At 67.4% G+C, this 25,580-nt stretch carries 23 protein-coding genes; 21 read left to right on the forward strand and 2 right to left on the reverse strand.

Annotation, left to right across the window (positions count from 1 at the left end; translation table 11 throughout):
* Positions 1 to 603 precede the first annotated feature (603 nt).
* From YWW_RS0122620 to YWW_RS36200, 9 genes are all read left to right on the forward strand, one after another.
* Positions 604 to 1,008: a hypothetical protein gene (locus YWW_RS0122620; RefSeq protein WP_155830340.1), complete on the forward strand. Its 405-nt coding sequence runs from the start codon at positions 604 to 606 to the stop codon at positions 1,006 to 1,008.
* Positions 1,009 to 1,032: 24 nt separating this feature from the next.
* A complete protein-coding gene (fxlM, locus tag YWW_RS0122625) occupies positions 1,033 to 2,316 on the forward strand; it encodes a methyltransferase, FxLD system (protein WP_051326201.1) in 1,284 nt (427 codons plus the stop codon).
* Positions 2,317 to 2,369: 53 nt separating this feature from the next.
* Positions 2,370 to 2,555, forward strand: coding sequence for an FxLD family lanthipeptide (locus tag YWW_RS32370; RefSeq protein ID WP_035700083.1), 186 nt, complete (start codon positions 2,370 to 2,372; stop codon positions 2,553 to 2,555).
* A 92-nt stretch (positions 2,556 to 2,647) separates the two neighbouring features.
* Entirely contained in the window at positions 2,648 to 5,521 is a 2,874-nt protein-coding gene (locus tag YWW_RS0122635; RefSeq protein ID WP_026931899.1) for a lantibiotic dehydratase, read from the forward strand.
* On the forward strand, positions 5,518 to 6,732 hold the full coding sequence (locus YWW_RS0122640) for a lanthionine synthetase C family protein (protein WP_026931900.1): 1,215 nt from the start codon (positions 5,518 to 5,520) through the stop codon (positions 6,730 to 6,732). The genes YWW_RS0122635 and YWW_RS0122640 overlap by 4 nt, the downstream gene beginning before the upstream one ends.
* Positions 6,714 to 7,718, forward strand: coding sequence for a thiopeptide-type bacteriocin biosynthesis protein (locus tag YWW_RS0122645; protein ID WP_026931901.1), 1,005 nt, complete (start codon positions 6,714 to 6,716; stop codon positions 7,716 to 7,718). The genes YWW_RS0122640 and YWW_RS0122645 overlap by 19 nt, the downstream gene beginning before the upstream one ends.
* A gap of 286 nt (positions 7,719 to 8,004) precedes the next feature.
* Positions 8,005 to 10,287: a hypothetical protein gene (locus YWW_RS36190; protein ID WP_155830341.1), complete on the forward strand. Its 2,283-nt coding sequence runs from the start codon at positions 8,005 to 8,007 to the stop codon at positions 10,285 to 10,287.
* A 486-nt stretch (positions 10,288 to 10,773) separates the two neighbouring features.
* Positions 10,774 to 11,727: a CdiA C-terminal domain-containing protein gene (locus YWW_RS36195; RefSeq protein WP_155830342.1), complete on the forward strand. Its 954-nt coding sequence runs from the start codon at positions 10,774 to 10,776 to the stop codon at positions 11,725 to 11,727.
* 19 nt (positions 11,728 to 11,746) lie between these two features.
* A complete protein-coding gene (locus YWW_RS36200; RefSeq protein ID WP_155830343.1) occupies positions 11,747 to 12,049 on the forward strand; it encodes a hypothetical protein in 303 nt (100 codons plus the stop codon).
* Between the two features lie 59 nt (positions 12,050 to 12,108).
* Here the strand turns inward: YWW_RS36200 and YWW_RS34460 are convergent, their stop codons facing one another.
* Entirely contained in the window at positions 12,109 to 12,918 is an 810-nt protein-coding gene (locus YWW_RS34460) for an IclR family transcriptional regulator domain-containing protein (RefSeq protein WP_081687687.1), read from the reverse strand.
* 145 nt (positions 12,919 to 13,063) lie between these two features.
* On the opposite strand from YWW_RS34460, the gene YWW_RS34465 reads away from it, so the two are divergent.
* The 12 genes from YWW_RS34465 to YWW_RS32420 all read left to right on the forward strand — a co-directional run bounded on the left by YWW_RS34465 (position 13,064) and on the right by YWW_RS32420 (position 23,370).
* Complete coding sequence (locus YWW_RS34465) at positions 13,064 to 13,693, forward strand: hypothetical protein (RefSeq protein ID WP_026931907.1); 630 nt, start codon at positions 13,064 to 13,066, stop codon at positions 13,691 to 13,693.
* Positions 13,663 to 14,550: a hypothetical protein gene (locus YWW_RS0122690; RefSeq protein WP_026931908.1), complete on the forward strand. Its 888-nt coding sequence runs from the start codon at positions 13,663 to 13,665 to the stop codon at positions 14,548 to 14,550. Before YWW_RS34465 ends, YWW_RS0122690 begins: the two co-directional genes overlap by 31 nt.
* 90 nt (positions 14,551 to 14,640) lie before the next feature.
* Positions 14,641 to 15,234, forward strand: a complete 594-nt coding sequence (locus tag YWW_RS34470) for an SAF domain-containing protein (RefSeq protein ID WP_026931909.1) — start codon at positions 14,641 to 14,643, stop codon at positions 15,232 to 15,234.
* Between the two features lie 50 nt (positions 15,235 to 15,284).
* Positions 15,285 to 16,013: a hypothetical protein gene (locus YWW_RS36205; RefSeq protein WP_051326202.1), complete on the forward strand. Its 729-nt coding sequence runs from the start codon at positions 15,285 to 15,287 to the stop codon at positions 16,011 to 16,013.
* Between the two features lie 56 nt (positions 16,014 to 16,069).
* Positions 16,070 to 17,329: a TadA family conjugal transfer-associated ATPase gene (locus YWW_RS32400; protein WP_162145985.1), complete on the forward strand. Its 1,260-nt coding sequence runs from the start codon at positions 16,070 to 16,072 to the stop codon at positions 17,327 to 17,329.
* Positions 17,330 to 17,331: 2 nt separating this feature from the next.
* Entirely contained in the window at positions 17,332 to 18,213 is an 882-nt protein-coding gene (locus tag YWW_RS0122710; RefSeq protein ID WP_026931910.1) for a type II secretion system F family protein, read from the forward strand.
* Entirely contained in the window at positions 18,210 to 19,088 is an 879-nt protein-coding gene (locus YWW_RS32405; protein WP_051326205.1) for a type II secretion system F family protein, read from the forward strand. The genes YWW_RS0122710 and YWW_RS32405 overlap by 4 nt, the downstream gene beginning before the upstream one ends.
* Before the next feature lie 46 nt (positions 19,089 to 19,134).
* The gene (locus tag YWW_RS0122720) at positions 19,135 to 19,329 is read left to right on the forward strand and encodes a hypothetical protein (RefSeq protein ID WP_026931911.1); all 195 of its coding nucleotides are present in this window, start codon (positions 19,135 to 19,137) and stop codon (positions 19,327 to 19,329) included.
* 9 nt (positions 19,330 to 19,338) lie between these two features.
* Positions 19,339 to 19,758: a TadE/TadG family type IV pilus assembly protein gene (locus YWW_RS0122725; protein WP_026931912.1), complete on the forward strand. Its 420-nt coding sequence runs from the start codon at positions 19,339 to 19,341 to the stop codon at positions 19,756 to 19,758.
* 1 nt (position 19,759) lies between these two features.
* On the forward strand, positions 19,760 to 20,185 hold the full coding sequence (locus YWW_RS32410; RefSeq protein WP_155830344.1) for a TadE/TadG family type IV pilus assembly protein: 426 nt from the start codon (positions 19,760 to 19,762) through the stop codon (positions 20,183 to 20,185).
* A complete protein-coding gene (locus YWW_RS32415; RefSeq protein ID WP_035704918.1) occupies positions 20,182 to 20,655 on the forward strand; it encodes a pilus assembly protein TadG-related protein in 474 nt (157 codons plus the stop codon). Before YWW_RS32410 ends, YWW_RS32415 begins: the two co-directional genes overlap by 4 nt.
* 6 nt (positions 20,656 to 20,661) lie before the next feature.
* Positions 20,662 to 23,370: a LysM peptidoglycan-binding domain-containing protein gene (locus tag YWW_RS32420; protein WP_035700069.1), complete on the forward strand. Its 2,709-nt coding sequence runs from the start codon at positions 20,662 to 20,664 to the stop codon at positions 23,368 to 23,370.
* A 190-nt stretch (positions 23,371 to 23,560) separates the two neighbouring features.
* On the opposite strand, the gene YWW_RS0122745 is transcribed toward YWW_RS32420, so the two are convergent.
* Positions 23,561 to 24,919: a hypothetical protein gene (locus YWW_RS0122745; protein ID WP_026931913.1), complete on the reverse strand. Its 1,359-nt coding sequence runs from the start codon at positions 24,917 to 24,919 to the stop codon at positions 23,561 to 23,563.
* Between the last annotated feature and the right edge of the window lie 661 nt (positions 24,920 to 25,580).

The raw sequence follows: 25,580 nt of genomic DNA on the forward strand, positions 1-25,580 counted from the left end.
GCACCTGCTGGACTGCGGCCGCTGCCGAAGGGCGGTCGGGCGTCCGGAACGCGGAGACTGCCTGGTCGGGTCTCGGCTGCGCCGGCAGATCGAGGCACATGGAGCTAACACTCAAGCCGGTCCCGTAGGGCGCTGCTGGGATTCGGCTTCCTCCCGGGAGGCTGCGGCCGCGATCTCGGCGATTCCGCCCGAGACCGCGGCCGCAGCCTCCGCCAACACGGATCGTGACGACCGCTCCTGGGAAACGAACGATCGCAATACGGACATCGTCGAGGTCGAGGAACAGGTGGGTGCTCTTCGAACCGATACGGTGTCATGCTGCCGATGCCCGGCGCACCTGGAGGTCGTCTTCATGGGATACGGAGACAGGGTGCGACGGGTGGAGGCGGCCGGCTGGCGCTACAAACCGGGCCGATGCGGCGAAGATCGGGCCTGGTGTGGAAAGTGCCGCCACAAGGCCGGGAGTACGGCAGGATGAGGCGATCGCAGAGCCGTCTCCGACCGGCCGGGTCGACCGCGTATCGCGCTGATCCTGCGCGGTCGACCCGTCTCCCGGCCGCAATCGACTTCGGAGCGCACCTGGGCCAGGGAGACGACGAACCGATGAGCGATGACCGGGCCGGTAGACGAGCGCTCGCTCCCGGCACGGAACTCGGGCGTTGCCTTGTGCGAGGTGAGTGGCTGAGCCTCCACCTGCACGATGGCCGGTCGATGTGGCTGTGTCGCGACGGTGACCTCCGAACGGCGATCGGCGTCATTCGCTGGGACCTCGGCAAAAGTCCGCAGATCATCCTCGACCCGCGTGACGGGAACTTCGACCATCCCCACTCGGTCGAGGTCGTCGGCATGGTCGGCCTCGCCATGGCGGTGTGGTGGTGTGTCGTGGAAACGCAGCCGCTCGACCCGATGCTGCCGGTGGCGATCCATCCGAGATTCGCCCGCCTTGTCGTTTACCGGTCGAGGAACCGCCGACCGGACGGGGACTTCCCCCAACGGGAGACGGGATAGGGCAGCTGAGCGCCCGATCCATTCATGAACAGCACCATCGAGGAGGAACAGGTGACCATGACCGAGACGAACCCGAGCGCGGACGAGCAACCGATCGACGGCGAGCCCGCAGCGGTTCGGGCATTGGCCGAAGCCATGCTCGAAGAGATGCGGAGCCTGCACGCACTGCGCTCGGCACCGGTGGAAGCGGCTTTCAAGGCCGTGCCTCGCTATCGGTTCGCCCCAGAGGCGCCGCTGGAAGAGGTCTACAGCGCCCGGGACGCGGTGATCACCAAGCGCGATGAGCACGGCGTCGCGATTTCCTCGGTCTCAGCGCCGGAGATCCAGGCGTTCATGCTCGAACAGGCCGCCATCGAGCCGGGTATGCGGGTACTCGAGATCGGCTCGGGCGGGTTCAACGCGGCGCTCATCGCCGAACTGGTCGGCCCCTCCGGTCACGTGACAACCGTCGACATCGACCGCGACGTGACCTCGCGGGCAGGCGAGCTGCTGGAAGCCACCGGCTATGACCAGGTCGAGGTCGTCTGCACCGACGCCTCTGAGTCCCTCCCCGGCGACGATGAGTGGGATCGGATCATCGTGACCGTCGGCGCTTGGGATCTCCCGCCTGCCTGGACCGAGCGGCTCGCCCCCGGCGGACGGCTGGTCGTGCCGCTGCGTATGCGGGGAATCACGCGCTCGCTCGCCCTCGAACCCGTCGACGAGCACTTCGAGGCGGTCTCTTCCGAGGTGTGCGGATTCGTGCAGATGCAGGGCGCTCTCGGACACGACGAGCGGCTGTTCCTCCTGCTCGGCAAGGCTATCGGTCTTCGATTCGACGACGAGAACGCACCGGCCGACATGCGCTCGCTGGACGGGGCCCTCGCCACCGACCGCCGAGTCGAGTGGACCGGAGTGACCATGTCCGCCGGAGAGTCGTTCGCCTCGCTGGAGTTGTACCTGGCCGGCACGCTGCCGCACTTCTGCCTGCTGGCGACCGTGCCGGGCGCCGCTGCCGAGGCGGGTCTGACCGAGGATGACGAACGCCAGTTCCGGCTCGCGCATGTCGACGATGACGCCTTCGCCTACCTCCTGTCGCGCAAACGCGACGACGGCCGCTTCGAGTTCGCCGCGGCGGCCTTCGGTGGCGGAGCCGAGCGGGCCGCCGCTCGCATGGCCGAACAGATCCGATCCTGGGACGCACTGCGTCCCGATCACACAGCCCCGAAGATCACCATCTGGCCGCGCGGGGCAACAGCACTTCCGGAGGGCTTCGTCCTGGACAAGCACCACCGGAGGATCGTCCTCTCCTGGACGGAGCGGACCTGACCCGAAGCCGAGCCTTCCGGCTCGGCCGAAACCCTGATGGAAGGAGAGCCAGCATGCCGACGCTCCTGGCCGAACCCGAAACGCCGACCATGACCGTCGAAGACGACGACTTCGCGCTGGACCTGCGCGTCATCGAGAGCTTCGAACCGATCGCGCAACTGCGCTGCGACACCAGCGACGGGTGCGGCAACACCTGCCAGACCAGCGCCTGCAGCTCGTTCACCAACAACCCGGTCTGACCCCCGGCAGGGCCCGTCCCGGCCTCACGGGGCGGGCCCGGAACCCGAACGCATCATCCTGCCCGTTCCGGCTCCCATCCAGGAGGCTCCTCATGCCCGGCACCTACACCTTCAGTGGCTTCGCCTACGCTCGCGCCTCCACGCTGGAACGACCATGGCCGCGCCCAGCCTTCGACTTCAATGACCACGACGCCATCCTCGCCCGCGCCGGTGTCCGCTGGCTGCAGCAGTTGTGGGATCGAGACGACATCCGCCAAGTGCTGACCGTCGCCTCCGCAGACCTGGCCGAACGCATCGAAGAGATCCTCAACGGCACGCAGAGCCAGCCGAAACGCCTTCGAAGCCTCCTAGGCTCGATCTACGCCTATCTGGCCCGCTGGGAGCGACGCTCCACCCCCTTCGGGCTGTTCGCCGGAGTCGCGCCCGCCCGCATCGGCACCGAGACGAAGACCCGCCTCGGCACCGACCACACCGCCTACCGGCTCCCCGATGCCGCCGCACTCCACACCCGGGCGGCGCGGTACGAGACCGATCCGGACGAGCTTGCGGGACTTTCCATATGCGTGAACGACTTCGCCCAGGTGCGGGGCGACCGCCTCACGATCCCTTCCCCGGCAAGCGAGACGCACCTGTCCAACGGCACCGTCGCCGAGGCGTCGGTGCGTGCTTCGGCGCCCGTGTTGGCCGCGATCGAACTGGCCGGCGAACCGATCGGTTTCGACGACCTCGCCAGTCGGCTCCATGAACGGTTCCCCGGCACTGCCCTGGGCCGGTGCCGCGCCCTCGTAGTGCAGATGGTCCAGGCCGGAGCGTTGGTGACCAGCGCGCGACCGGCCATGACCACCCTCGGGACCGCCGCGTCCAAGACGACGGCGATCAGCGAACTACCGACAGGAGACGGTGCGGTGCATCTGGGCCTGGACGCCGAGTTCTGCCTCCCCGCGTCCGTGGTCGCCGAAGCCGAGTCAGCCGCCGAGACGCTGCTCCGACTCTCGGTTCACCCGTACGGCACGCCGCCGTGGCGGGACTACCTCCAACGCTTCTTGGAACGCTACGGGCCCGGAGCGATGGTGCCGGTCCGCGACCTGGTCAGCGATGCCGGACTCGGCTACCCAACCGGGTACCTCGGCGCTGCCTGCGCCAAAGGCCCCCGCGAACTGACCGACCGCGATGCGGTCGCGATCGAACTGATCCAAGCCGCCCAGACCGACGGAGCCGGAGAAATCGCCATCACCGAACAGGTGACCCAGCGCCTCCAGGTCGGCGACGGCACCGACCGCGTGCCGCCGCCCCGCGTCGAGCTGATGTTCCGCCTGGACGCCGCCGGCCCGGCAGCGATCGACCGAGGGCAGTTTCGGCTGTGGCTGACCGGCATCCCGCGCCCGGAGTCCTCGCTGGCCGGTCGCTTCGCGCCGTTCCTCGGACCGGCCGAGACCGATCGTCTTGCCGCGTCGTTCCCCGAGACGCCGGAGCGGATCGTCGCGCAGTTGTCCTTCCCGCCCCGCCGCGCCCGCAACGGCAACGTCGCCGCCGTACCGCCCCTCCTGACGCACCTGATCGTGCTCGGCGAACACCCGCCACCTGGAAGGGCCGGCCTCATCGGTCTCGACGAGCTCGCCGTCACCGCCGACCCCACCCAGCTTCACCTGATCCACACCACCACCGGCCGGGTTGTGGAGGCCCATGCCCTCCACGCGCTCGACGCGACCGTCCACACCCCACCACTGGCGCGCTTCCTCGCTGAAGTCTCCGGAGCGGGCCGGACCTGGTGGGGACCGCTCGATCTGGGCATCGCCCGCACCTTGCCCTACCTGCCTCGTCTCCGCTCAGGTCGCACTGTCCTGGCCCCGGCGCGCTGGCTCCTGGACGCCGCGGACTTCCCTAGCCCAAAAGCACCGGCGCACCAATGGGACGCCGAGTTCGACGCATGGCGGCAGCGGTGGCGAATGCCCGACTCGGTCGAGTTCACCGTGGGCGACTCCCGTCTCCCGCTCGACCTGCGCGACCGGCTCGACCGCCACCTGCTGCGTACACACCTCGCCGGGGCCGGCAAGCTCGAAGTCGCCGAACACGAACCCCGACCCAGTTGGATCGGCCGCGCCTGCGAGTTCGCCCTCGCCCTCCACACGGTGGAACTCCCACCCGCCCCCTTGCGCCGTCCGGTACCGGCCGCCGCACTCGAACTCCCGGCTGACCGCCTGGTCGCCGCCACCGTTCATGCCCATCCGCGCCGTATTGACCAGATCCTGACCGGACACCTCCCCGAATTGCTCGATGCCGTCACACCGAGCACCGAGGCCCGCTGGTTCACCCGCTTCCACGACCACGCCCGGCCCGACAGCGAACATCTCCTGCAGATCCGCCTGCGTGCCGTAGATGAGCCCGCTGCCCGCGATATTGCCACCGCCCTGCGAGATTGGGCAGCGAGACTGCACCGCAAGGGCCTGGTCGCCGATCTCGACCTGACCGGATACCGCCACCATGCTGGACGATGGGGCGATGATCCCGCCATCGCGGAACTGGTCTTCACGACCGACAGCGCCGCTGCACTGGCCGAACTGGCGGTAGACGAGACGGCCCCGATCGAGGCATTTACAGCCGCCTCTGCCGTCGACCTTGCCGCTGCTCTCGCCCCGACCTCATCGGAAGGCTGGCAGTGGCTGACCAGGGTGTTCCCGCACGAGGAAGTCCGCACCGACCGCCGCATACGTAAGGCCGCCTTCAGCATTGTCGACCGACACGGCGGCGACCGAGGAGTCATTGAAGCGTGGGCCGCGCGCCGGAAGGCGCTCGACGCCTACCGCCAGTCGCTGACCTCCGACCGTGACGCCCAGGACGTGCTGCGCTCGCTCGTCCACGACCTGGTCACCCGCCGCCTCGGCGTCGACCCCGACCGGGAGCGCGCCATGAACCGCACCATCCGGGCCACGGCCACCAGAAACATCCACATCGGAGCACAGTCATGACGACAGCCGCCTACACGCCGAGTCTGGGCGACCTCATCACGTTCCTCGCCGATGACCTGGCCGAACCCGATAGCGACCTCGCACCGGGCCTGGCTCAATCCCTGGGACAAGGCGCAGCCGGAATCGCGCTGCTGCACCTCGAACGTGCCGCAACCGGCGCAGGAGACCCGGCGACGGCACACGCATGGTTGCAGGCCGCCGCCGGTGAGCCGGTCAGCGCCACCGCCCGCGCCGGACTCTACGCTGGCGCTCCCGCCCTCGCCTTCGTCCTCGACATCGCCGAGCGGTCCTTCCCCGGCCGCTACACACCCCACCGTGACCGCCTCCTCGACCTCGTCGTCCAAGCCGCCCACCAACGCCTCGACACCGCCGGGGAGCGCCTCCGAGCAGGCCGACCCACCCACTTCGCCGAATACGACCTCATCAGCGGCTTGACCGGCATCGGGCGCCTGCTCCTGCGTATTCGTCCGGACGAAGCCGTGCTCGGCCGGATCCTCGAACACCTGATAGCACTCACCCATCCCATTCGGCGCGGCGCTGACCGTCGCATCGGATGGTGGGTCGACCACGACCCCGACCCGATCCTGCCCACGCACGGGGGCCACGCCAACTTCGGCCTCGCCCACGGCATCAGCGGGCCACTCGCCTTCCTGTCCATCGCCTACACCACTGGACGGACCGTCGAAGGCCAGCTCGAGGCCATCACCGCGATCACCGAGCACCTCAGCGGCATCGCCCAGCACGGCCCCACCGGGACGTGGTGGCCGCAATGGACCGCCGCCGCTGGGAACTCCCACGAACACGGGCACCCGCCCCGCCCATCGTGGTGCTACGGGACGCCAGGCATCGCCAGGGCGGTCCAACTGGCCGCCATCGCCACCTGCAATGCCACGCTCCAGCGCCTCGCCGAACAGGCCCTCGCCGTCAGCCTCGCCCACCCGGCCCATCACGAGCAGCTCACCGAAGCCGGGCTGTGCCACGGCTGGGCCGGCGCCTGCCTCACCGCTTGGTACGCCGCACGCGACGCCGCCAGCCCCGACCTCGCACGGCTCCTACCTGAGACAACGGCATCCTTCGTGACCGGATTCGAGCGCTCGACCTCGAACCGGAGCCTCCTCGGCGGTACCGCGGGCATCGCCTTGACCGCGATGCAGCTCGCCGCCGATGCAACCTCGACAACCGGATGGGAACAATGCCTACTCCTGACCTGACCGCCGGGCCCAGCCGAACCCCCGAGACGGCTCAGCGGCTCCTCGACGCTATCGCCCAGATCGATCGCGACACCGACCCCGCGCAGATCGCCGATGAACATCGCGTCTCCACTACGACCTTGCTCTCGGCTGTCGAGGTCTATCACGAAGCCGGACGCGCCGCAGTCGAAACCGCCACCGCCGCAGAGACCTGGCTGCAAACCCATGTCGAATTCACCTCGTGGGACCAGGCCCACCACTACGCGGCCGATGAAATCGCCCCGGAACTTGACAGCCTGTGCGCGACGGGTTTCGCCCGACGCTGGTGGTTTATCCGCAAATACCCCCGCTGGCGCATCCGCGTACAAGCCACAAGCCCGGAACACCGACCCGAACTCGCCGCCCGGCTGGACCGGATATGGGCCAATCTCACCGACGCGGGCTCAATCTCGGCCTGGCAGCCGACCGTCTACGAACCGGAGACGCTCGCGTTCGGTGGCACGAGCGGCATGCGTGTCGCGCACGAGCTCTTCAGCGCCGACAGCCGAACCGTCCTCGACCATTTGATCCGCACCGACCCGCCATTGGGCATCCGAGAAACCTCGATCCTGTTGTGCACCAGACTGCTCCATGCCGCGAACCTGGAGTGGTTCGAAATGGGGGACGTCTGGCACCACGTCACGCGCCTCCGCCCCATGCCCGCCGAAGTTCCGTCCGAACGGCTGAAAGTCCTCGCGAAGGACATCAAGCCGCTCCTGAGCATCGGCGCCGGTCCCCACACTGAACTCTTCGCCGACCGCAGCCCACTCCATCCGTACACCCGCTGGGTCCGCGCATTCGCCGATGCAGGTGCGACGCTCAGGACGTTTGCCGACGTCGGTGACCTCCAGCGCGGTCTCCGGTCCGTGCTCGCCTACCACGTCATATTCCACTGGAACCGGATCGGACTCAGCTCTCAGCAGCAGACGCTTCTCGCCCATGCGGCGAAAGCGGCGACCTTCGAATGACGCCAGGTGGAGGCACCCCCACCGATCTGTCCGCACCTGCGACAGGGCACGATGGAAGGTACGATCGGGACGATCCCTTCATCGGTCGGAGTCTGAAATGCAGTTCGATAGTGTCCCGATTCAGGTCGCGTTGCGGCCACCTCGTGCCGTCATCCTCTTTGATGGAGATGACCATTGGCATTACTGGGCGAGAATGGCATTGCACTGCGCTACTCAGGTGTGGGGTGGGCAAGGCTTCGCGGTCATCCCACACCACAATGGCAAAGTACGGCCCGAGCTCCTCGCCATGATTCGCGTATATGATCCCGACTATGTTGTCGCGCTGACCAAGACTGTTGCTGACATTGAGCAGGTCAATCCGGGATCGATCAATCTCCCCGTGGAAGAAGTAGAACGGCGGCGGCATCTGGAGATGATCGGAGACCATGCTGTTCCGGATGAGCCTGGTCGAGTCGCGCGAGAGGCCGTCGCCAGCATATGTTCCCCGCACCGCCGCCGGGAAGAGGATGGCGAATGGGATGAAGATGTTCACTTCATCTCCGCGTCGGGCGGATGGCAGCGATTCACGCCGGTGGAAGACGCCACGAACAACTCCTACAGGCGTGGGACTTACGCGACTGCGCCCGAGCATTGGGGTGGCGCCCTTGGCGTCGCGCTTACCGCACGATGCGGAGCGGCCCTTCGGCCAGTGCAAGGCGCCGAGCCTGACCTCGAAGAAGCCCAGGTACGACAGCTTTGGAACTGGCTGCTCTGGAACGACTATCGAAACGCCGACCAGATCGCCCCGCTCGTGTACGAGATGGTAGTGCGGGAAAACCTGACGGGCAATTTCAGTATTTACAACGAGTTCCCACTCGTCTTCTCCAAGACTCGGAACGGGCTCGTCTCGGTGTACAACTCGGCTCGGCCCCGTAAAGCCGCTGATCTCGTCCTCGGCGACACAGCCGACGACTTCGCGCTGGCCCATATTTCTGAACGCCTTTACGGTCGATCCGTATGGATGCCGCGGGCTCTGTGGGATCATGAAGCAGCGCGCGCCGGGTTGCACCACCTCCACCCGCTCATCTCAAGGATCAATCGCGAGCGAAGAACCCTCTTGATCTCCTCCCTCTCCGAACCCGATGACGCGCTCGAATCGATGGCCGCATACCTTCGGGACTCACCGTTCAATGCGGCGGTCTCAGAGCCCCAACAGGACTTCCCCGAACGGCATCGCGAATCTGTCCAGGTCAAACCGGCGACGGCAGATCCTGAGTCGGCATCGCGGCTGGTGATTGCCGAGCAGTTCGACATAAAAACCCAGGTCGGCGTCCACCACAGCGACCAGGGCAGTATCGAGATGACCGCGGGCCCTCGATACCCCGACATCGCACATCCGGCACTTGTCGGCTGTGAAGAGCTTCAGTGGCAAGTCGATGTCTCCTTCATGCCCCACAGTGTGCCCGCGGGCAGAGGGGTGGATGGACATGACTTGCTCGCCAGCGAAGAGAATCGTCATCTCACTTGGGTGCGGAGCGGGAGAGATGGCATCTCCTTCGAGTCCCGGAAGTGGGATTTTGTCCATAACGGCTGGTCCAGGGCCTCGAAGCTCGCCGAGCCGCGCCTTCGCCGGCCGAGCCTCGCGACATGGGCGGATCTCGCCGCCAAGTCGTCCGGGAGGTCGATGGAGTACTCACCGGCGGGGTCTCGGTTCATGAGCCTCGTGCGGCTCTGGGGCTCGCCTGAATCGGTCGCCGAGACGATGGCAAGTCCGATGTTGGAGGTGTTGAGGTCCTTCAACCCTTCCGCGAAATCGTCAAGAGAGGCATACCCTGGAGGTGAGGGCGTCGTGCTCGCTTCCGGCGGGTCGGCAAGCCAGCCGAGGGAGGGCTACCTCTACTTCAAGGGAATTGTGCAGTTCCATGGGGGAGAGCCCGAGGTCCTGCGAGACGAGGTTGATGCTCTCCTGAAGCTCGGTGTACTGAAGCGCGGCCTCGTCCTTGGGTGCATGCACTGTGGCCGCGTGGCGTTCATCGCGATCGACCGGCTCTCCCAGAACAACCGGTGTCTTCGATGCGACGGGTCGAACCCGCTCACCGCGGCAAGCTGGAACAGGGACGGGATCGAGCCGGCCTGGTTCTACGACCTCCATCCCATCGTCCGAGACTTCCTCCATGAGAATGGTGAAGTTCCCGTTCTTCTCTCCCATCACCTTCGGCTGAATTCACGAACTTACACCGATGCGCCGGAGATGGAACTCTTCAAGGAGGGGAAGCGAGTCGCTGAAGCTGACCTCATTGCGCTGAGCGACCGCCGACTCCTAGTTGCGGAGGCGAAGAGCTCCAACCACCTGCGACCGAAGACAGGGAAAGGCACCAGGCTCGGCGCCGCTCGCAAGAAGGTGCGGCTTGCGACGGCGCTTCACGCCGACGAAGTCGTCCTCGCCACCACACATGAGGCATGGGAGGACGCCAGCATCGAAGCCGTCAAGACTGCCGTTGGTGAACTGACTCCCACGTGGACGGCTCCTCAAGTCCGCATCATCACTGCCCTCGGCACCGATCACGTCCGGGATGAGCACTTGTCTTGATCTCCTAGGAATCAGCCGGATAAACGGACGTGGGTTCTGGCCGGTGCACGCCAGGGCCGGGCGCACCAACCACGGCTCTCAGGTCCAGTTGCGTTCGGTGAAGGCGATGGTCTCCTTGATGATGATGTCGCCGAAGACGTTCGGTAGCCCGGCCAGTAAATGGATGCCGATGGCCCGCACGAGGTCATCGAGGCGGTTGACGACCCACGCCTGGGCGGCGTTACACAGCGGCTGTGCGGGTAGGAGGTGGTGCGGCGGTGGGGCTTCGAGCCCGGGCAGGTAGGCCGCGAGGTGGTTCAGGACGTGCCCGGTGATGGCCTGCGCGGCCGCCGTCCTGGATCACTGACGCCAAGGACTCCGACACGTTCGCCTGCCTTGTTCAGACGGTCGAGTACTGGGTTGCGGTTCAGCTGTCGGCTGCAGTGCTGGTAGTGCCGTCGATTGAGTATCGTAGGGGCGCAACCTCCCCCTGGTGAACGGTGAGCGATGGCGAGCATCGACGAATTCACGGCGGCTATCGGCACCGCCCATGGCAGCGTAGGCGACGCTGGCAGTTCGCTCGTCCAGTCGATCGCCAAGGCCGAAGAGCTCGCCGGTGCGTTCCGGACGCTCAGCGCCGAGGGCAAGGGCACCCAAGTCGACGAGGTGGCACGCGAGCTTGCGAAAATCCAACAGCAGCTCGCAGCAGTCGGTGAAGAGTTGAACGGTCTGGCGGCACGGGCTGCGGCGCTCCGCGGGAGTGGAGGCGCCACCAGCGGGAAGGCGTTTGGGTCCGTAGAGCGCTCGGTTCCACCGAGTCGCGGAGGTGGGGCCACCCGCCCCTCGTTGGCGCCGGATCCTTCGCGTCGACCGCGAGGGGAGCCCGCGATCGTCGAAGGCACTCCCGACCGGAAACGGGCGATCGGTCGGGAGAACGAGGCGGCGGTGCTGCTGTCCCAGCGTGGGTTCGACGTCGAGCAGAACCCGCCGACCCTGCCGAACGGCAAGAACCCCGACTACCGGGTGGAAGGGGAGAGCTGGGACTGTTACGCGCCGTCGAAGACCCGCAGCATTGATAAGATCCGCAAGTCGATCAAGGACAAGGTCGGGGTTGACGAGGACGATCGTCAAGCCTCCAGGATCCTCCTCAACATGGATGACAATCCTGGCGACCCTGCCGAGCTCGAAGCGCTGCTTCGCCGCCGGCCGATTGCCGGTCTGGAGGAGATCAAGATCGTCCGCGGTGGCACGGTCACCGATTTCTACCCGTTCCACTCACCGTCTGAAACGAGGTCGAGCGATGTCCGTCGATTACACCTTGTACACCTCCATCCGATCCCAGGATGTGCTTGCCGACCACTTCGGCGGGGCGCTCAGGCTGCATCGGAACTTCGAGGACAAACCGGTCCCACTGGTCAGCGATGCGCTCTGGGTCTCGATTCGAGTCGATCTCGACGATGACTGGGAGGAAGAGGCGGAGTTGCTTGGCGCCGACCACCTCTCGATGGTCACCTTCGTGCCCAGCAAGAGCCTGTCATGGCCCGAGGAGACACGGGTGCTGTCCGAGGTCATGAGGGCGATCATCGCCTTGTGGGACGCCCATCCCGAGTCGACCGGCGCTCTGGCCGTCTACGAGCAGCTCATGCTGCAACGTCTGGCCGATGCCCCGGCCGTGCTCGACGAGTCTGTCGCTGACACCTCGGGCGAGGGTTTCAACACCGTGCATGCCTTCGATGCCCTGCTCGAGACCGTCGAGCTTCAGAACATCAAGACCGACCTGTAAGCCGAGTGTGGCGCGGGCGACGCTGTTTCACCTGAGCAGGAGTACGCAGGCTCCGCTTTTCATGCAGGAGCGCGTCCGAGCGTCAGTGGCAGCAGGGGGCCGAGTACGGGCTGGATCTCCGCCAAGGTGAAGTACAGATTGAAGACGAGCTTCTCCCTGGCCTCCTCGAATTCGGCTGTGGTCACCGAGGTGGTCAAGGCGATCGCGTCGCCGTAGGTTGCTCCTCGATGGATCAGGATTGCCAGGCAGGCGCCGGTCTCGCAGTATTCGCCCTGGGCGCTCCAGACCATGTCTTCGCCGGGTTCGAGGCTCGCCTCGAGCTGGCGGGGATCGGTGATCGTCAGGTCGGTGTAGCGCCGCATGCCGTTGAGAACGAGCAGGCGGAGGCGCTCTTCGGTGGAGGGCAGTTGCTTGATCAGGCATTTCCCGGCGGCCGTGGCATGAATCGCCTCGGGGTGGATGTCTTCGAGCAGCGACTTCTCTCCTTCCTTCTTGTGCAGATGGGTCAGCACGAGATGTGGGCCGTCGAGGGTCGCGAGTGCGACATCGCGGCGTGTGCGCTTGGTGAACTTGCGGAGGGCTTCATCTATGCCGTCGTGGTCGGCGGCCCCAGCCGGAATTCGGGCGGCGGGATTGACGACGTACCTGCCCTTCCTGTTCCGGTAGACCCATCCGCGGTCTTTGAGGAACTCCAGGCAGCGGCCCATCGTGCGTTCGGGGATGCGGAAATCATTAGCGAGACTCTGCTTGCTGCGGCCATCTTTGCTATGGCTGATCACCACGAAAACATCGATCGCTCTCGTGAGCATCTGGAAGCTGTGCCTCCGGGAGCCTGAATCGGGCTGGTCAGGCTGGTCGAGCGTGCGCATGGGCTGTACTCCACGTTTCGAGCCGCCTTCCTGAAACGGTCATTCGCTATCAGAGTGCTCCGTGCGGCCACTCCGCGCCGATCACGTTCAGGTGCTGTCGGCTTTGTGCTTGTTTTCTGTCGTCAATCTGACGCATGGTGATCCCATGATTACACAGACTACCTCCCGGTACCTGACTACCCTTCGCGTTCCACTGCTCGCCCTGGCGGCGCTGACCATGTCGATGAGCGTCGTCGCCTGCTCCGACAGCGATACTCCGAACCCCGCTCCCGCCGCGTCCTCGACCGATCCGATCTCGCAGAACATCGGCTCTTCGTCGTCTCCGGCTCCGGAGGACATCGAAGATCCGCTTCAGGCTGCCGTAGCGGCCTATGAGCGATTCCGATCGGTGACGGCTGAGGCCGCTTCGATTCCGGACCCCGGCTACGCCCAACTCGAACAGGTCGCTGCGGATGACGCCTTGGCGACTACCAGGTCATCCCTGCAGCAGCTGCTCGACGCAGGCCAACGGACGGAGGGCGCGCCTGAGACGTCGGCCAAGGTCAAGGAGTACGCGATTGAGGGAGACCCGGTCCAAGTTGTGGTCCTCGATTGCTCGGACACGACCTCGTGGCCGGTGGTCGAGGCCGATACCGGCGAGCCCGTAAAGGGCGAGGAATACGGACGGCGCTCCATTGACGCGATGGTCGAGTTGCGCGAAGACGGCTGGCGGGTCACCGAGCTGCTGGTGAGGAGTATCGGGTCATGTTTACCAGGTCGATTCGTGCCGCACTGATCTGGTTCGGCTGCTTGAGCGTCGGCCTCTTTGCCGCCCCGGCAGTCGCCCGTGCCGACTACGACACGCACCAGGAGGCAGATGACGACAGCCTGGAGATCGGCGTCGACCTCAATGAGGAACTACCCGGCCTGCCAGGAGACGCCGGTGAGGGAACCGGGACTGCAGCAGACGACTCGGGCGGCGGAGGCGAGGCGGTGCCGACAGGCATCTGCCCGAATTGGGAGTACGAGCTGGTCGATTCAGATTCGGGCTATTACCAGGGCGCGTTCGCCGGTGAGCGGCCTTCGGAGGAACACCAGTTGATGGGGCGTTCCTGCACCGATCCCGATTCCGGTTCGACCATGGTCGGCGCGGACTGGGTGCTGGTCGGCGATGACGGCACTCCGGCGGTCGATCCGGCGGTCCTGGCGGCTCAGGCGGTGGACTCGCTCCAGTTGCCGCGCCCGCAGATCGCGGCCTCGCCGGAGGTGGCGCAACTCGTGCGGCTGCCGGTGTGGTTGTGGCTGGAAGGGGCGTCGTGGACGTCGCAGTCGGCGTCGGCCTCGGTGCCGGGCTTGACGGTGACGGCCACAGCCGTACCTGTCGAGGCGTCGTGGGCGATGGGTGACGGCACGGCCGTGACCTGTTCAGGGCCGGGAACGGTCTGGGAGCAGGGCATGGACCCCGAGGCCGAGTCGCCGGACTGCGGCCACACCTACACCCGTCCCTCTACTGAGGATCTCAGGGTGGAGGTGACGGTGTCGTGGGAGGTCACGTGGTCTGGTGGTGGCGAGTCCGGTTCGGTGCCGGGAATGGTGACGACCGCGTCGGTCGCATGGCCGGTGGTCGAGTCGCATGCGTTGGTGACCGGATAGCACTGCTCAGAAGTTACGGGGGTTGTTATGAGCGATAGGAAATCGCGTGAGGGCCGACGTCGGCGTCTGCCTCGGCGGGCGTGGCTGCACGTGACCGGACTGGCCGCGGTGCTGGTGCTATGCACCGCGTTCGCGGCGTGGTCGATCACCGCCGAGCCGGAGGAGGCGTCGGTGCTGCGGGTGGCCGAGCCGTTGGCGGCCGGTCAGGTGATCGGCCAAGGCGACGTCGCGGCCGTCGCTGTCGCGGCCAGCGAGGTCGCCACGCTGGGGCTGGTGCCGGTGGCACGGGCCTCGGAGGTGGTCGGCCAGGTCGCGGCGGTGCCGCTGCGCGAGGGGACCTTGCTGAGTGTGGACATGGTCGGCTCCCCGGCGGTGCCTAGGGCCGGGTTCGTGGAAGTGACCGTCGCGCTCGCCGATGGCCGGTGGCCGATGTCGATCCAAGCCGGGCAGAGTATCTCGCTCATGGCCGCCTCCCCGGTGGCCGAGACGGGCGTGTGGTCGGCTCCGGGGACGGTCCTGGCGGTCGAACGTGTCGAATCCGGTGGCGCCCTGGTGGGCTTGGAGCTTCCCGAGTCGGCCGCGGCCGGTCTGGTGACCGCCGAGCCGGCCTCGTTGCTGATGGTCGCGACCGCGGTCGATACCGCACCGGCGACCGCAACTACTGAAGAAAGGAGTGGCGACTGATGTTGGTCACGGTCGCGAGTTTGAACAGTCCAGGAGTCACGACGACGGCGATGGGCCTGGCCACGCATTGGCCTGACAACCGCCGGCCGGTGGTGGTCGAGTTGGATCCCGAAGGCGGCGATATCGCCGGGCGCTGGCAGGTGCATCCCGAGCCGGGGCTGGCCGACGTGGCTGCCGCGGTCGCCTCCACCGTCGATGCGGGGCCCGAGTTCCTGTCGGCGGGACTGCAACCGATCGAGGCCGCCGGAGCCGTGGTGGAGGTGGTGTGCGCCCCACCTGGAGGACAGGTGGTCCGTCAGGCGCTGCCCTTGCTGACCGCGCCGGGCTCGAAGGTCCTCAACCCCGCCGAAGGGGTCGTGATAGCCGATCTGGGGAACCTGTACGCGGTCTCACCGGCGTGGCAGGCGCTCGCCGCAGCGGACGCGGTCGTGCTGGTCGTCGAGGGCACGCTCGCGCATTTGGCGCATCTGCGGTCGCGGCTCGACGAGGCCGAGACCCAGGCCCGGTTGGGGTCCCGGGCGGCGCTGGCCGTGGCCGAGGCCGACTACACCGCCGCCGAGGTCGAGGAGGTCTTCCTCGCCGCCGATCTGCCCCTGCACCTGCTCGGCCCGTCCGGAACGGCCGCCTCCGTCACCGCCGATGCCGGCAGTCGACGGCGGGATCGCCGTGCCCACCGGGCATGGAGCGCGCTGGCCGCCTCCGTCGCCGACTTCGCCGCAGCCCTCGACCGGCCCGCGTTGACCGGCGCTGCGACAACCCGTACCGGAGAGGCGTCATGACCGTCATCGGCGCCTCCCGAGGCGCCCACAGCACCACCGGGGCGGCCGAGCCGGAGTTGGGCGAGCAGGTGTTCGCCGTGGCCAGGCGCGTGCTCGAAGCCGGCCCGGTTCCTGACGCGAGTGAGCGAGCCGAGGCGTTCGAACAGGCCGTGGACGAGGCGGTCCGTCAGATCAACCGTGACCTACTCACCGCAGGCCGCGAGCCGATTGCCGGAGCTGCCCAGACGCAGTTGCGGCAGTGGACCGCGGCTCGGTTGGCCGGGCTCGGTGGGCTCGCGGTGCTGTTGGCCGATGCGTCGATCGAGGACATCGTGTGCAACGGCTGCGATAACGTCTGGATTCAGCGGTCCGATGGCACCAGGGAACAGGCCGCGCCGGTCGCCGACTCCGATGCGGAGCTGATCGCCGCCGTCCAGGTCCTCGCCGCCGGAGCGGGCCTGTCGGATACCGAGCGGCGCTTCGACCGCGCCGCACCAGCGCTCAATCTCCAACTGCCTGACGGGTCCCGGCTGCATGCGATCCGTGATGTCGCGCATCGACCGAGCGTGTCCATCCGCCGCCACCGGCTGGCCGAGGTCGACCTGGGACAACTCGAGCGCGGCGGGATGTTCTCGCCCCAGGTCGCCTCGCTGCTGCGCGCCGCGGTGGCGGCCGATTGCAACATGGTCGTGGCCGGGCCGATGGGCTCGGGCAAGACCACGCTGCTGCGCGCGCTGGCCGGGCTGCTGCCGGCCGATGAGCGGATCGTGACCATCGAGGACAACTACGAGCTGGGCCTGCACACCGATGCGCGCCACGGCAACGTGGTCGCACTCCAAGTGCGGGAGCCAAACATCGAAGGGGCCGGTGGGATCTCGGCGGGGGAGTTGTTCCGCGAGTCGTTGCGGATGCGCCCGGACCGGGTCATCGTCGGCGAGGTCCGCGGCCCCGAGGTCGCGGTCATGTTGGACGCGATGTCGAACGGGGCGGACGGGTCGTTGTCGACGATCCACACCTCGTCCTCGGCGGGCGTGTTCACCAAGATGAAGACCTACGCGCGCAAGGCCCCGGCAGGGTATGAGCCGGAGGCGACCGCCGAGTTGATCGGCGGCTCGCTCGACCTGGTGATCCAGCTGACGCAGGTGCGTGAGCGCCGGTGGGTGGCCTCGGTTCGGGAGGTGTGCGGCTCGGAGGGGGCGATGGTGGTCTCCAACGAGCTGTACGCGCCGACCGGTCCGGACCGGGTCGCGCAGGCGGCCACGCCGCTCAGCGCCGCCCGCGCCGAACGACTGGCCGAACACGGCTGGCGCCCGCCGACCATGCAAGGGCGGTGGTGACGATGACACCAGTGGTCGCTGGAGTGCTCGGGGTCGCCTCAGGACTGGCCGTCTGGGGCGTCCTCATCGTGCTTTTCTCCGATCCGCGCCGAGTCGGTTCGGGCGAACCTGCCGCCGCCGGGCCGCGTGGGGTGACCGGGTGGGCGGCCCGGGCGCCGTGGGCCCGCATTATGGCGGTGGTAGCGGCGGGGGCCGTGATTTGGTGGTGGACCGGGTGGCCGGTGGCCGCCGCCGGGGCCGGGGCGTTGGCGTGGTTCTGGCCGATGCTGTTCGGCGGGGACAAGGCGTTCAAGGCCGAGCTGGCGCGGATCGATGCGATCGCGGCGTGGGCCGAGTCGCTGCGGGACGTCATCGGTGCCGCCGCTGGCCTGGAGCAGGCCATCCAACGCTCGGCCGCCCACCCGCCACCGGCCATCAAGACCGAGGTCGAACAGCTCGCCGCTGACTTGCGCGATGGCCAGGGCATGAAGACCGCGCTGGCCCATTTCGCGGCTCGGCTCGGTGACGAGACCGCCGATCTGGTCACGATGGCGCTCGGCGTGGCCTCGCGCCAGGCTGGCAACCTTGCCCAGGTCCTCGACGACCTGGCCCGCACTGCCCGCGCCGAGGCCGCGATGCGCTCCCGGGTCCACACCACCCAGGCCCGCACCCGCACCGCCACCCGCGTCATCACCGGCGCGACCGCGGCCATGCTGGTCATGCTCTTGGCCATCGCCGGGGACTACCTCGCCGCCTACGACTCGATCACCGGGCAGCTCGTCCTCGCCTGCGCCCTGGGGCTGTTCGGCTTCGGGCTGTGGTGGCTTCACCGCCTCGCCACACCGCAAGCTCCGCCGAGCTTCCTGCGCGCCGAGACTACCGAGATGGACGGAGCACGGCCATGAGCCCGCTCATCGCCGGTCTGCTCGGCGCGTTCGCAGGGGCCGCGGTCTGGGCCGCCTTGGCGCTCGCCGTCCCGGCCAAACCCGACCTGGCCACCGCCCTCGACGACCTCACCGGCCCCGCGCCGGGCACCGAGCCGGGCCCGGCGGCATTGACCGGTCGGCTGATCGCCGTGCTCGGCCGCCTCGGGCTGGTGCGCGAACGCATCCGGGCCGACCTGGACGCCCTCGACCAAGCACCGGCCGCGTATCTCGGACGCCTCGCCCGCTTGGTCGCGCTCAGCGCCGCCCTCCCGATCACTCTCGGGCTCGTGCTCGCCGCCGCCGGTACCGCAGTCGACCCCATGGTGATCGCGACAGCGGCCGTGGCGTTCGCGGCCCTGACGTGGGCGGTGGTCGAAGCCGATCTTCACACCCGAGCCGGACGCGCCCGCGCCGAGGCCGCTCGCGCCTTGGCGGTGGTGCTCTCCTTGACGGCGATGGCGCTCTCCGGCGGCGCCGGCATCGACTCCGCGCTCCGGTCCGCCGCCGGTGCCGGGCACGGGGTGCCGTTCGAGCGGATCAGGGCCGTGCTCGACAAGGCCGCCCTGCTCACCCGCACCCCCTGGGAGACCCTCGGTGAGCTCGGCGAGCGGCTTGGCGTCGGTGCCTACACCCAACTGGCCGCGACCACCGCCCTGGCAGGGACCGAAGGGGCCCGCATCCGCACCAGCCTGACCGACCGCGCCACCGCGATGCGCGGCCAGCGCTTGGCCGATATCGAAGCCGACGCGCTGGCCGCGACCGAACGTATGAGCCTGCCGATCGTCGCCATGGCCACGGCCTTCGTCGTCATCGTCGGCTACCCCGCGCTGGAGCGCATCATGACCGGACTGTGAACCGACACCACGAACGCTCAAGGAGCACAAAGAGGAGTGAGACGACATGAACACACAGTTCCTATACCTGATCATCCAAGCCGAGCTCCGCCGTGCCGTGCGGCGGGCCCGGGCCGAGCGCGACCGGGGTGATGCGGCCGAGAAGGTCATCACGATCGGCGCGATGGTGCTGCTGGCGATCGCGGCCATGGCCATCATCTACGACAAGGTGATCGCCAAAGCCAACTCGATCAGCTTCTAGGCGTGCGCCATGGACACCGCACCACCGGAGACGGCGACTCGCACGAAAGCGCGGGACGCTGGTTCGGCCAGCGTCGAAGCGGTCATCGCCACACCGGTGCTGATGCTGCTGGTCCTGGCGATCATCCAGGCCGGACTCATCCTCCACGCTAACCACATGGCCCAAGCCGCCGCGCATACCGCCATGGAGGCCGCCCGCGCCGAACTCGCGACCGGCGGCGACGGCACCGCCGCGGCCGAAGCCTCACTGGCCCGCAACGCCACAGGCGTCCTCGAAGACCCGAGCGTCACCGTGGCGCGTGGAACCGAGAGGGTGACGGTCACCGTCACCGGCAACGCCACGAGAATCATCCCGCTGTTCGACGCACCCGTCGAGGCAACGGTCTCCGGAGCCGTCGAACACATCGAACCACTCGAAGGTGGTGACTGACATGCGCCCTCCGTCGCGACCCGCCTGGTCTCGCGGCGCCGTTGATCGCGGGTCGGCACCGGTCGAGATCGTGCTCCTGACCCCGGTCCTGGTCGTGTTGATCATGCTCGCCGTCGTCGGCGGCACCGCCGCCTCGGTTCGGATCGAGGCCGACGCCGCCGCAGCCGCAGCGGCCCGCGCCGCCAGCCTCCAACGCGACAGCGCCGCCGCAGTAGCCGAGGCCGAAAATACGGCCATGGCGAGCCTGTCGGGCCGCTGTCAGAGCCCACAGGTCGACATCGACGCCGACCTGGCCCCGGGCGGGACGGTGACGGTCACCGTGACCTGCACCCTCGATACCACCGGCCTGCCCGCCTTCGGCACCCACACCATCACCGCCACCGCCGCCTCCCCGGTCGACGCCTGGCGAGCGGAGACCAGATCATGAACCCCGCGAGCGCCACCAAGCGGTACCACCAAGTGCGGGACGGGGGCTACGCGACCGCGTTCGTCACCGTCATCACCCTGGCGCTGATGGCCGTGATCGGTCTGGCCGTCGACGGCGGTGCCGCAGCCGCCGCCCACGCCCGTGCCCAAGGCGCCGCCGCCGAAGCGGCCCGGGCCGGAGCCGACGAGATCGACCTCGACTTCTTCCGCACCACCGGCATCGTCCGCCTCGACCCGGCCGCTGCCCAGGCAGCTGCCGCCGACTGGCTCGCCGCCACTGGCCACACCGGCACCGTCACCGCCACGGACGCTGAAGTCACCGTGACCGTCACCGACGACCAACCCACCCAGATCCTCGGCATCGTCGGCATCGGCGCGATGACTGTCACCGCGACCGCCACCGCAGAGCCCCGATCCCCAGGAGACACCCCGCAGAGCCTGCCCAACAACGTCGCAACGCAGGGGAGTTGAGCCCACATGGCCCGCATCGCAGAGCACCGGCCCACCCGAGCCGACGCGCACCAGAAGATTGGCGTCGACCCGGCTCCGGCCATGCGCGCCCGCCTGGCCCGCGCCATCGCCCTGACCGTCTTCAGCCTCGTGGTCATGATCGGGATGCCGCTGTTCCTGTACTCCGTGGTCGGTTCCCGCTGGCCCGACCGCGGCCCGACCCTGGCCGACTTCGAGACCCTCCACCTGCGCAGCGACACCGAACTGCTCTTCGGCGCCATCGCCGTCGCCGGGTGGGGGCTGTGGGCCGTGTTCACTCTCATGGTGCTCTACGCCGTGGTCGGCGCGATCGTGGACGTGCTGCGCTGGGGCGTCGCCGTCGAGACCTGGCGCGACGCCTCCAACCCCGTCCGCTGGCTGGCCGGGCTCCTCATCGGCGCCATCGCCGCGCTCTGGCCGGCCGCCGCGAACGCCGCCCCGCCCGAACCGGTCGACCAGACCGTCGCTGAGCGCACCCTCACCGACGCCGAACTCGCCCACACCACCACCGCCAGCGGGGAAGATCAGCCCGCAGCGGCCGACACGGAGGTCCAGCAGTCGACGCACACCATCGCCCCGAACGAATCGCTCTACTCACTCGCCGAGCACTACCTCGGCAACGGTGAGCGGTGGCCGGAGATCTGGGAGGCCAACCGGGGGATCACGATGAGCAACGGCCAGCCGTTCATCAACCCCGACTTCATCACCGACGGCACCGTCATCACCATCCCGGCGAACCAGGAACCCAACCCAAGCGGCAACGAGCACACCGACACCGAAATCCACATCGTGCAGACCGGGCAGCACCTGTACGGCCTGGCCGAACAGTACCTCGGCGACGGCGAGCGCTGGCCGGAGATCTGGGAGGCCAACCGAGACCGGGCCTTCGCCGACGGCCGCACCTTCACCGACCCCGACCGCATTTTCGCCGGATGGGACCTCATCATTCCCCTCGACACCCCCGCCACCCCGCCCGACAACAACGAACCCGACGCCGAACCGGAGCCAGAGCCGGAGCTGGAGGGCGAAGGCGAGATCAGCGTCCCCGACGACACGCCCTCGGCGATCGAACCGACCGACCCGGCAGACCCGCCACCCTCAGACGAACCGACCGCCGTCACCGAAGAAGACACCTCACCTGCCCCCGACCACACCGAGACCACCGACGAACCTGCTGCGGCCGACTCGATCCCGGTCGGTCTGTGGCTGAGCACCGGCACCTTCCTCGCCGCCTCCACCGTCGTGCTCCTGGCCGCCCGCGCCCGCCGCAAGCGGTCCTCACCGAAGGCCAGCCGCGACGAGGAAGGACCGGTCACCGGTCGCCTATCCGACCTCGAAGCCCTCATCGATCGCGAACAACAACGCCTGACCGAACCGGCCGAAGTTGAGACCGAGCCTATGACACTCGACCTCACCGAAGAGACCGGTATCCCGATCGGCGCTGACCGCACCACACCGATCAACTTGACCGACCTCGCCACCCCTGCGCTCGGCCTGACCGGCCCCGGTCACAAAGGCGCCGCCCGCGCCGCCATCATCGCCGCCCTCGAAGCCGAACACCCCGTCCGCATCACCACCGAAGCCGCCGACCGATTCAACATCGACCAGGCCGCCGACACCGACGCCTTCGCCATCATCGACACCCTCGACGACCTGACGACCACACCACATCACCAGTCGCCCGGCTCACCATTGGTGGTGTGTACTGAGGCCGACATCGACCACATCGGCGCCGACGCGCTCGCCGAACAACTCGCCCTCGAACCCGACCGCGTCATCGTCCTCGGACCCTGGCCCCTCGGCCCCACCCTCACCCTCGCCGCCGACGGGACCGTCGAAACCGACGACCACCTGGCCGAGATCGAACAGTGCTACATCGCCGACGCTGCACTCCTCGACCAAGTCCTGCACGACCACACCCAGACCGAACCCGCTGTGCCCGAGACAACGCCTGAACCGTCCGTGAACACCGAGAATACTGCCAGACTCGAACCCGAGCCTTTGCAGAACGACAAACCCGAGCTCGAATCCACCCACCAGGCCGAAGCGACCGAACCGTCCACGGCTGCCACCAGGTTCCGGCTCTGCGTGTTCGGCGACCTCGAGCTGTACTACAACGGCGTCCCGGTCAAACTCAAGCAACGCGCCCGCGCACTCACCCTCCTAGCCGCCCTCGCCTGCGCCGACCAGCCCCGCGCCATGACCGAACTCCTCGACATCGTCGTCCCCGACCGGCCACTCACCGGCGCCCGCAAATACCTCAACACCATCAAAGCCAACACCCGCAGCGCCGTCCGCGAACTGGCCGGAGACGATACCCTCGACCCCATCCCCTACGACCCCAAGACCGAGACCTTCAGCCTCGACACCAACCTGGTCACCACCGACCTGGCCGAATTCGACGACGCCGAACAAACCGCCGCACTTGCGACTGACCCCGCCGACCAAGCCGCCGCGCTCGAACGGCTCGTGGCACTCCACACCGGCGACCTCACCTCCGACCTTGAAGACCTCGACGACCTCCGCGAGAACTACCGCATCGCCACAAAACGCGCCTGCCGCACCCTCGCTTCCCACTACGCCGAAATCGGCGACAGCGCCCGCGCCGCCAAGTACCGTGACATGTCAATACGGGACTATGCCGATAACGGTGTAACTGGTCCGGAGAGGATCTACGGTGACCGCCGTGAACAGTGATACGAGCAAGTCTCAGCAGGTCGAGAAGGACACCAGTGTAAGCCGGGCCGCGGAGCGGACCGATCCGCGGCGAAAGGCTCGGCCGGCGGGTGCCGCTTCGGCGGCTGTGTCCGGTCTCAGAGTCGAGTGCCCGATTGGCAGGTTATCCCAAGAATGGATGCAGCTGAGTCCGATCGATGCTCAGCCCGGTTTAGCTTCTTCGGCCCCACCTGAGGTGTATCTCGGGGGTCTGCTCGCACAGTGAGCGCAGCTCTCCCCGGAAGACGTGATCGATGCCCCTAGCCGTAACCGTCCATTTTGCGATGAGTTCTTCAATGTGGTCGTCGGTTACGACAGCGAACACTTCACCACACTGCTCGCTCACCTCGCCTGGCAGCTCACCGACCCGCCAGGAGATCACCGTGCCGGCCTCAGACTCATCGATGTCGATGGAAGAAACGGCATTATTGAGGTCGGGAATGAACGGATTGATGTGCGGCATCATCCCATGCCGAATATCGCCGTACCGGTACGGAACGTCAGGAAGCAGTTTAAACACATCGAAGGGTCCGCCGTGATCGCAGTAGGCCGTATCCGATTCCATCAGCACGATGACCCCGGGCGGGAACGCAACCTGGACCCGGACACCTTCGAGATACCGCAGCGATTCATTGCGGACGAGCAGCCGGCCGCGTGCCAGCTCATGCCGGAAGAACTCGTCGGTCACCTCGCCGATGAGTGCTTTCGATTCAGCCCGCCACTCTTCGACCTCAGCACGGAACTCCTCCTCGCTCCTGGAGTCTGACTTCCAGGAGGAGATTTGCAGCGCGAGAGCCTGAATTCCAGAGTCGAAGGGGTTGCTTGACGCGGGGCTCGTCCTTAGGTCGGAGAGCAGGGAATCGGCTCGGCGATCGATGTCGCCTGTCACCAGCTCGTGGATGCTCTCCGCGTCGACACGATCGAAGGTCGCGTCGTACTCGACATCGACCTTTGCCCCGGTGTGCGGTGCTCGTGATCGACGAAGGTCCAGCTGGGCCAGGTCATTGCTCTTGGCGGGTCGGGTCTTACCTGGGATACGGACGAAGATGTCTCCATCGCAGACGGCCAGATTGGAGACGTTATCCTGAAACTCCTTACGGCACGGGAAGATCTGGTCGCCCCATTGCGGCGGGTCGACGACGAAGGCGAGCACCAGCCCGTGTTTGTGCTTGATAAACTGGTAGTCCCAGCGGGGGCCGTCCGTGCCCACGTATGGCTCAATCACATCCCCGAGGACCGCGCCGTCGACCGCTTCAGTGCCGACCACCCTAGAGTCATCGACGCCGACCAGAACGACACCGTGGCCGTCAAGGTGCTTCTTGGCGATGTCCGGCATTCGGTTGGACATGCCCAGGATCGCTCGGGCGACGGTTACGGCGGACCGCTTTCGAGCCGACTTGTCGGCGAAGGACAGTGCCCCCTTGAGCTCGAACCAGTCGACCTCGGCCAGGTCACCCAAGGAGGTCGCATACTCGATGAGGGAGAGCCATCCGGAGGTCCCGGTCGGCAGTCGCGAGAGGTCAGCTTCCATGCTTCGATTCTTCACCACTGGTCCGACAGCTTCGGTGTGCTCCGGGTGGAGGAAACGCTCGAACTAGCGGCAAGCGCCCTCCGCCGTGGCCGCGTAGTTCTCGGGGCGTGGTGTAGGAGCGAGATAATGACGTCGGGGTACTGCTCGCTGGCGTCGCCAAGGCGGTTGGCGATCCAGGCCCGGGCGGGATCGAAGAGCGGGTGAGAGGGCAGGAGGTGGTGTGGAGGTGGCGCGCCGAGTCCGGAGAGACAGCTGACAGTGTGAGTGATTTGTTGTGCGATCTTGTATGCGGTGTATAAGTTGAAATGTGATGTAGATTGCTAAATATTGCCAAGGTGTGGGCATGGTAGGCTGTGACCAGGGCAAACGTAGGCCGTAAAACCGTCACCTTAGACCAGTGTTGTATGTGGTGGGTTTCGGTCCACTGCACGGGCCGGTCGCAGCCGGTCCAGGCGCAGCCGCCGGGTTGTTCGAGTTCGAGTTCGAGTTTGCGGCGCAGGGCGACGGTGGGGAGCCGCATCGCCCGGCCCAGTTCGATCGCCTCGCCGGTNGNNTAGTCGAACACCGAGGGGATGACCCTGGCCTCGCAGGCGAGCAGGCGGGCTTTGGCGACCGAGATCGGTTTGCCTTCGAGCATGGGGACTCGGCCGGTGTTCTTGCC

Source organism: Glycomyces tenuis DSM 44171 (genome assembly GCF_000427885.1).
GTDB lineage: Bacteria > Actinomycetota > Actinomycetes > Mycobacteriales > Micromonosporaceae > Glycomyces > Glycomyces tenuis.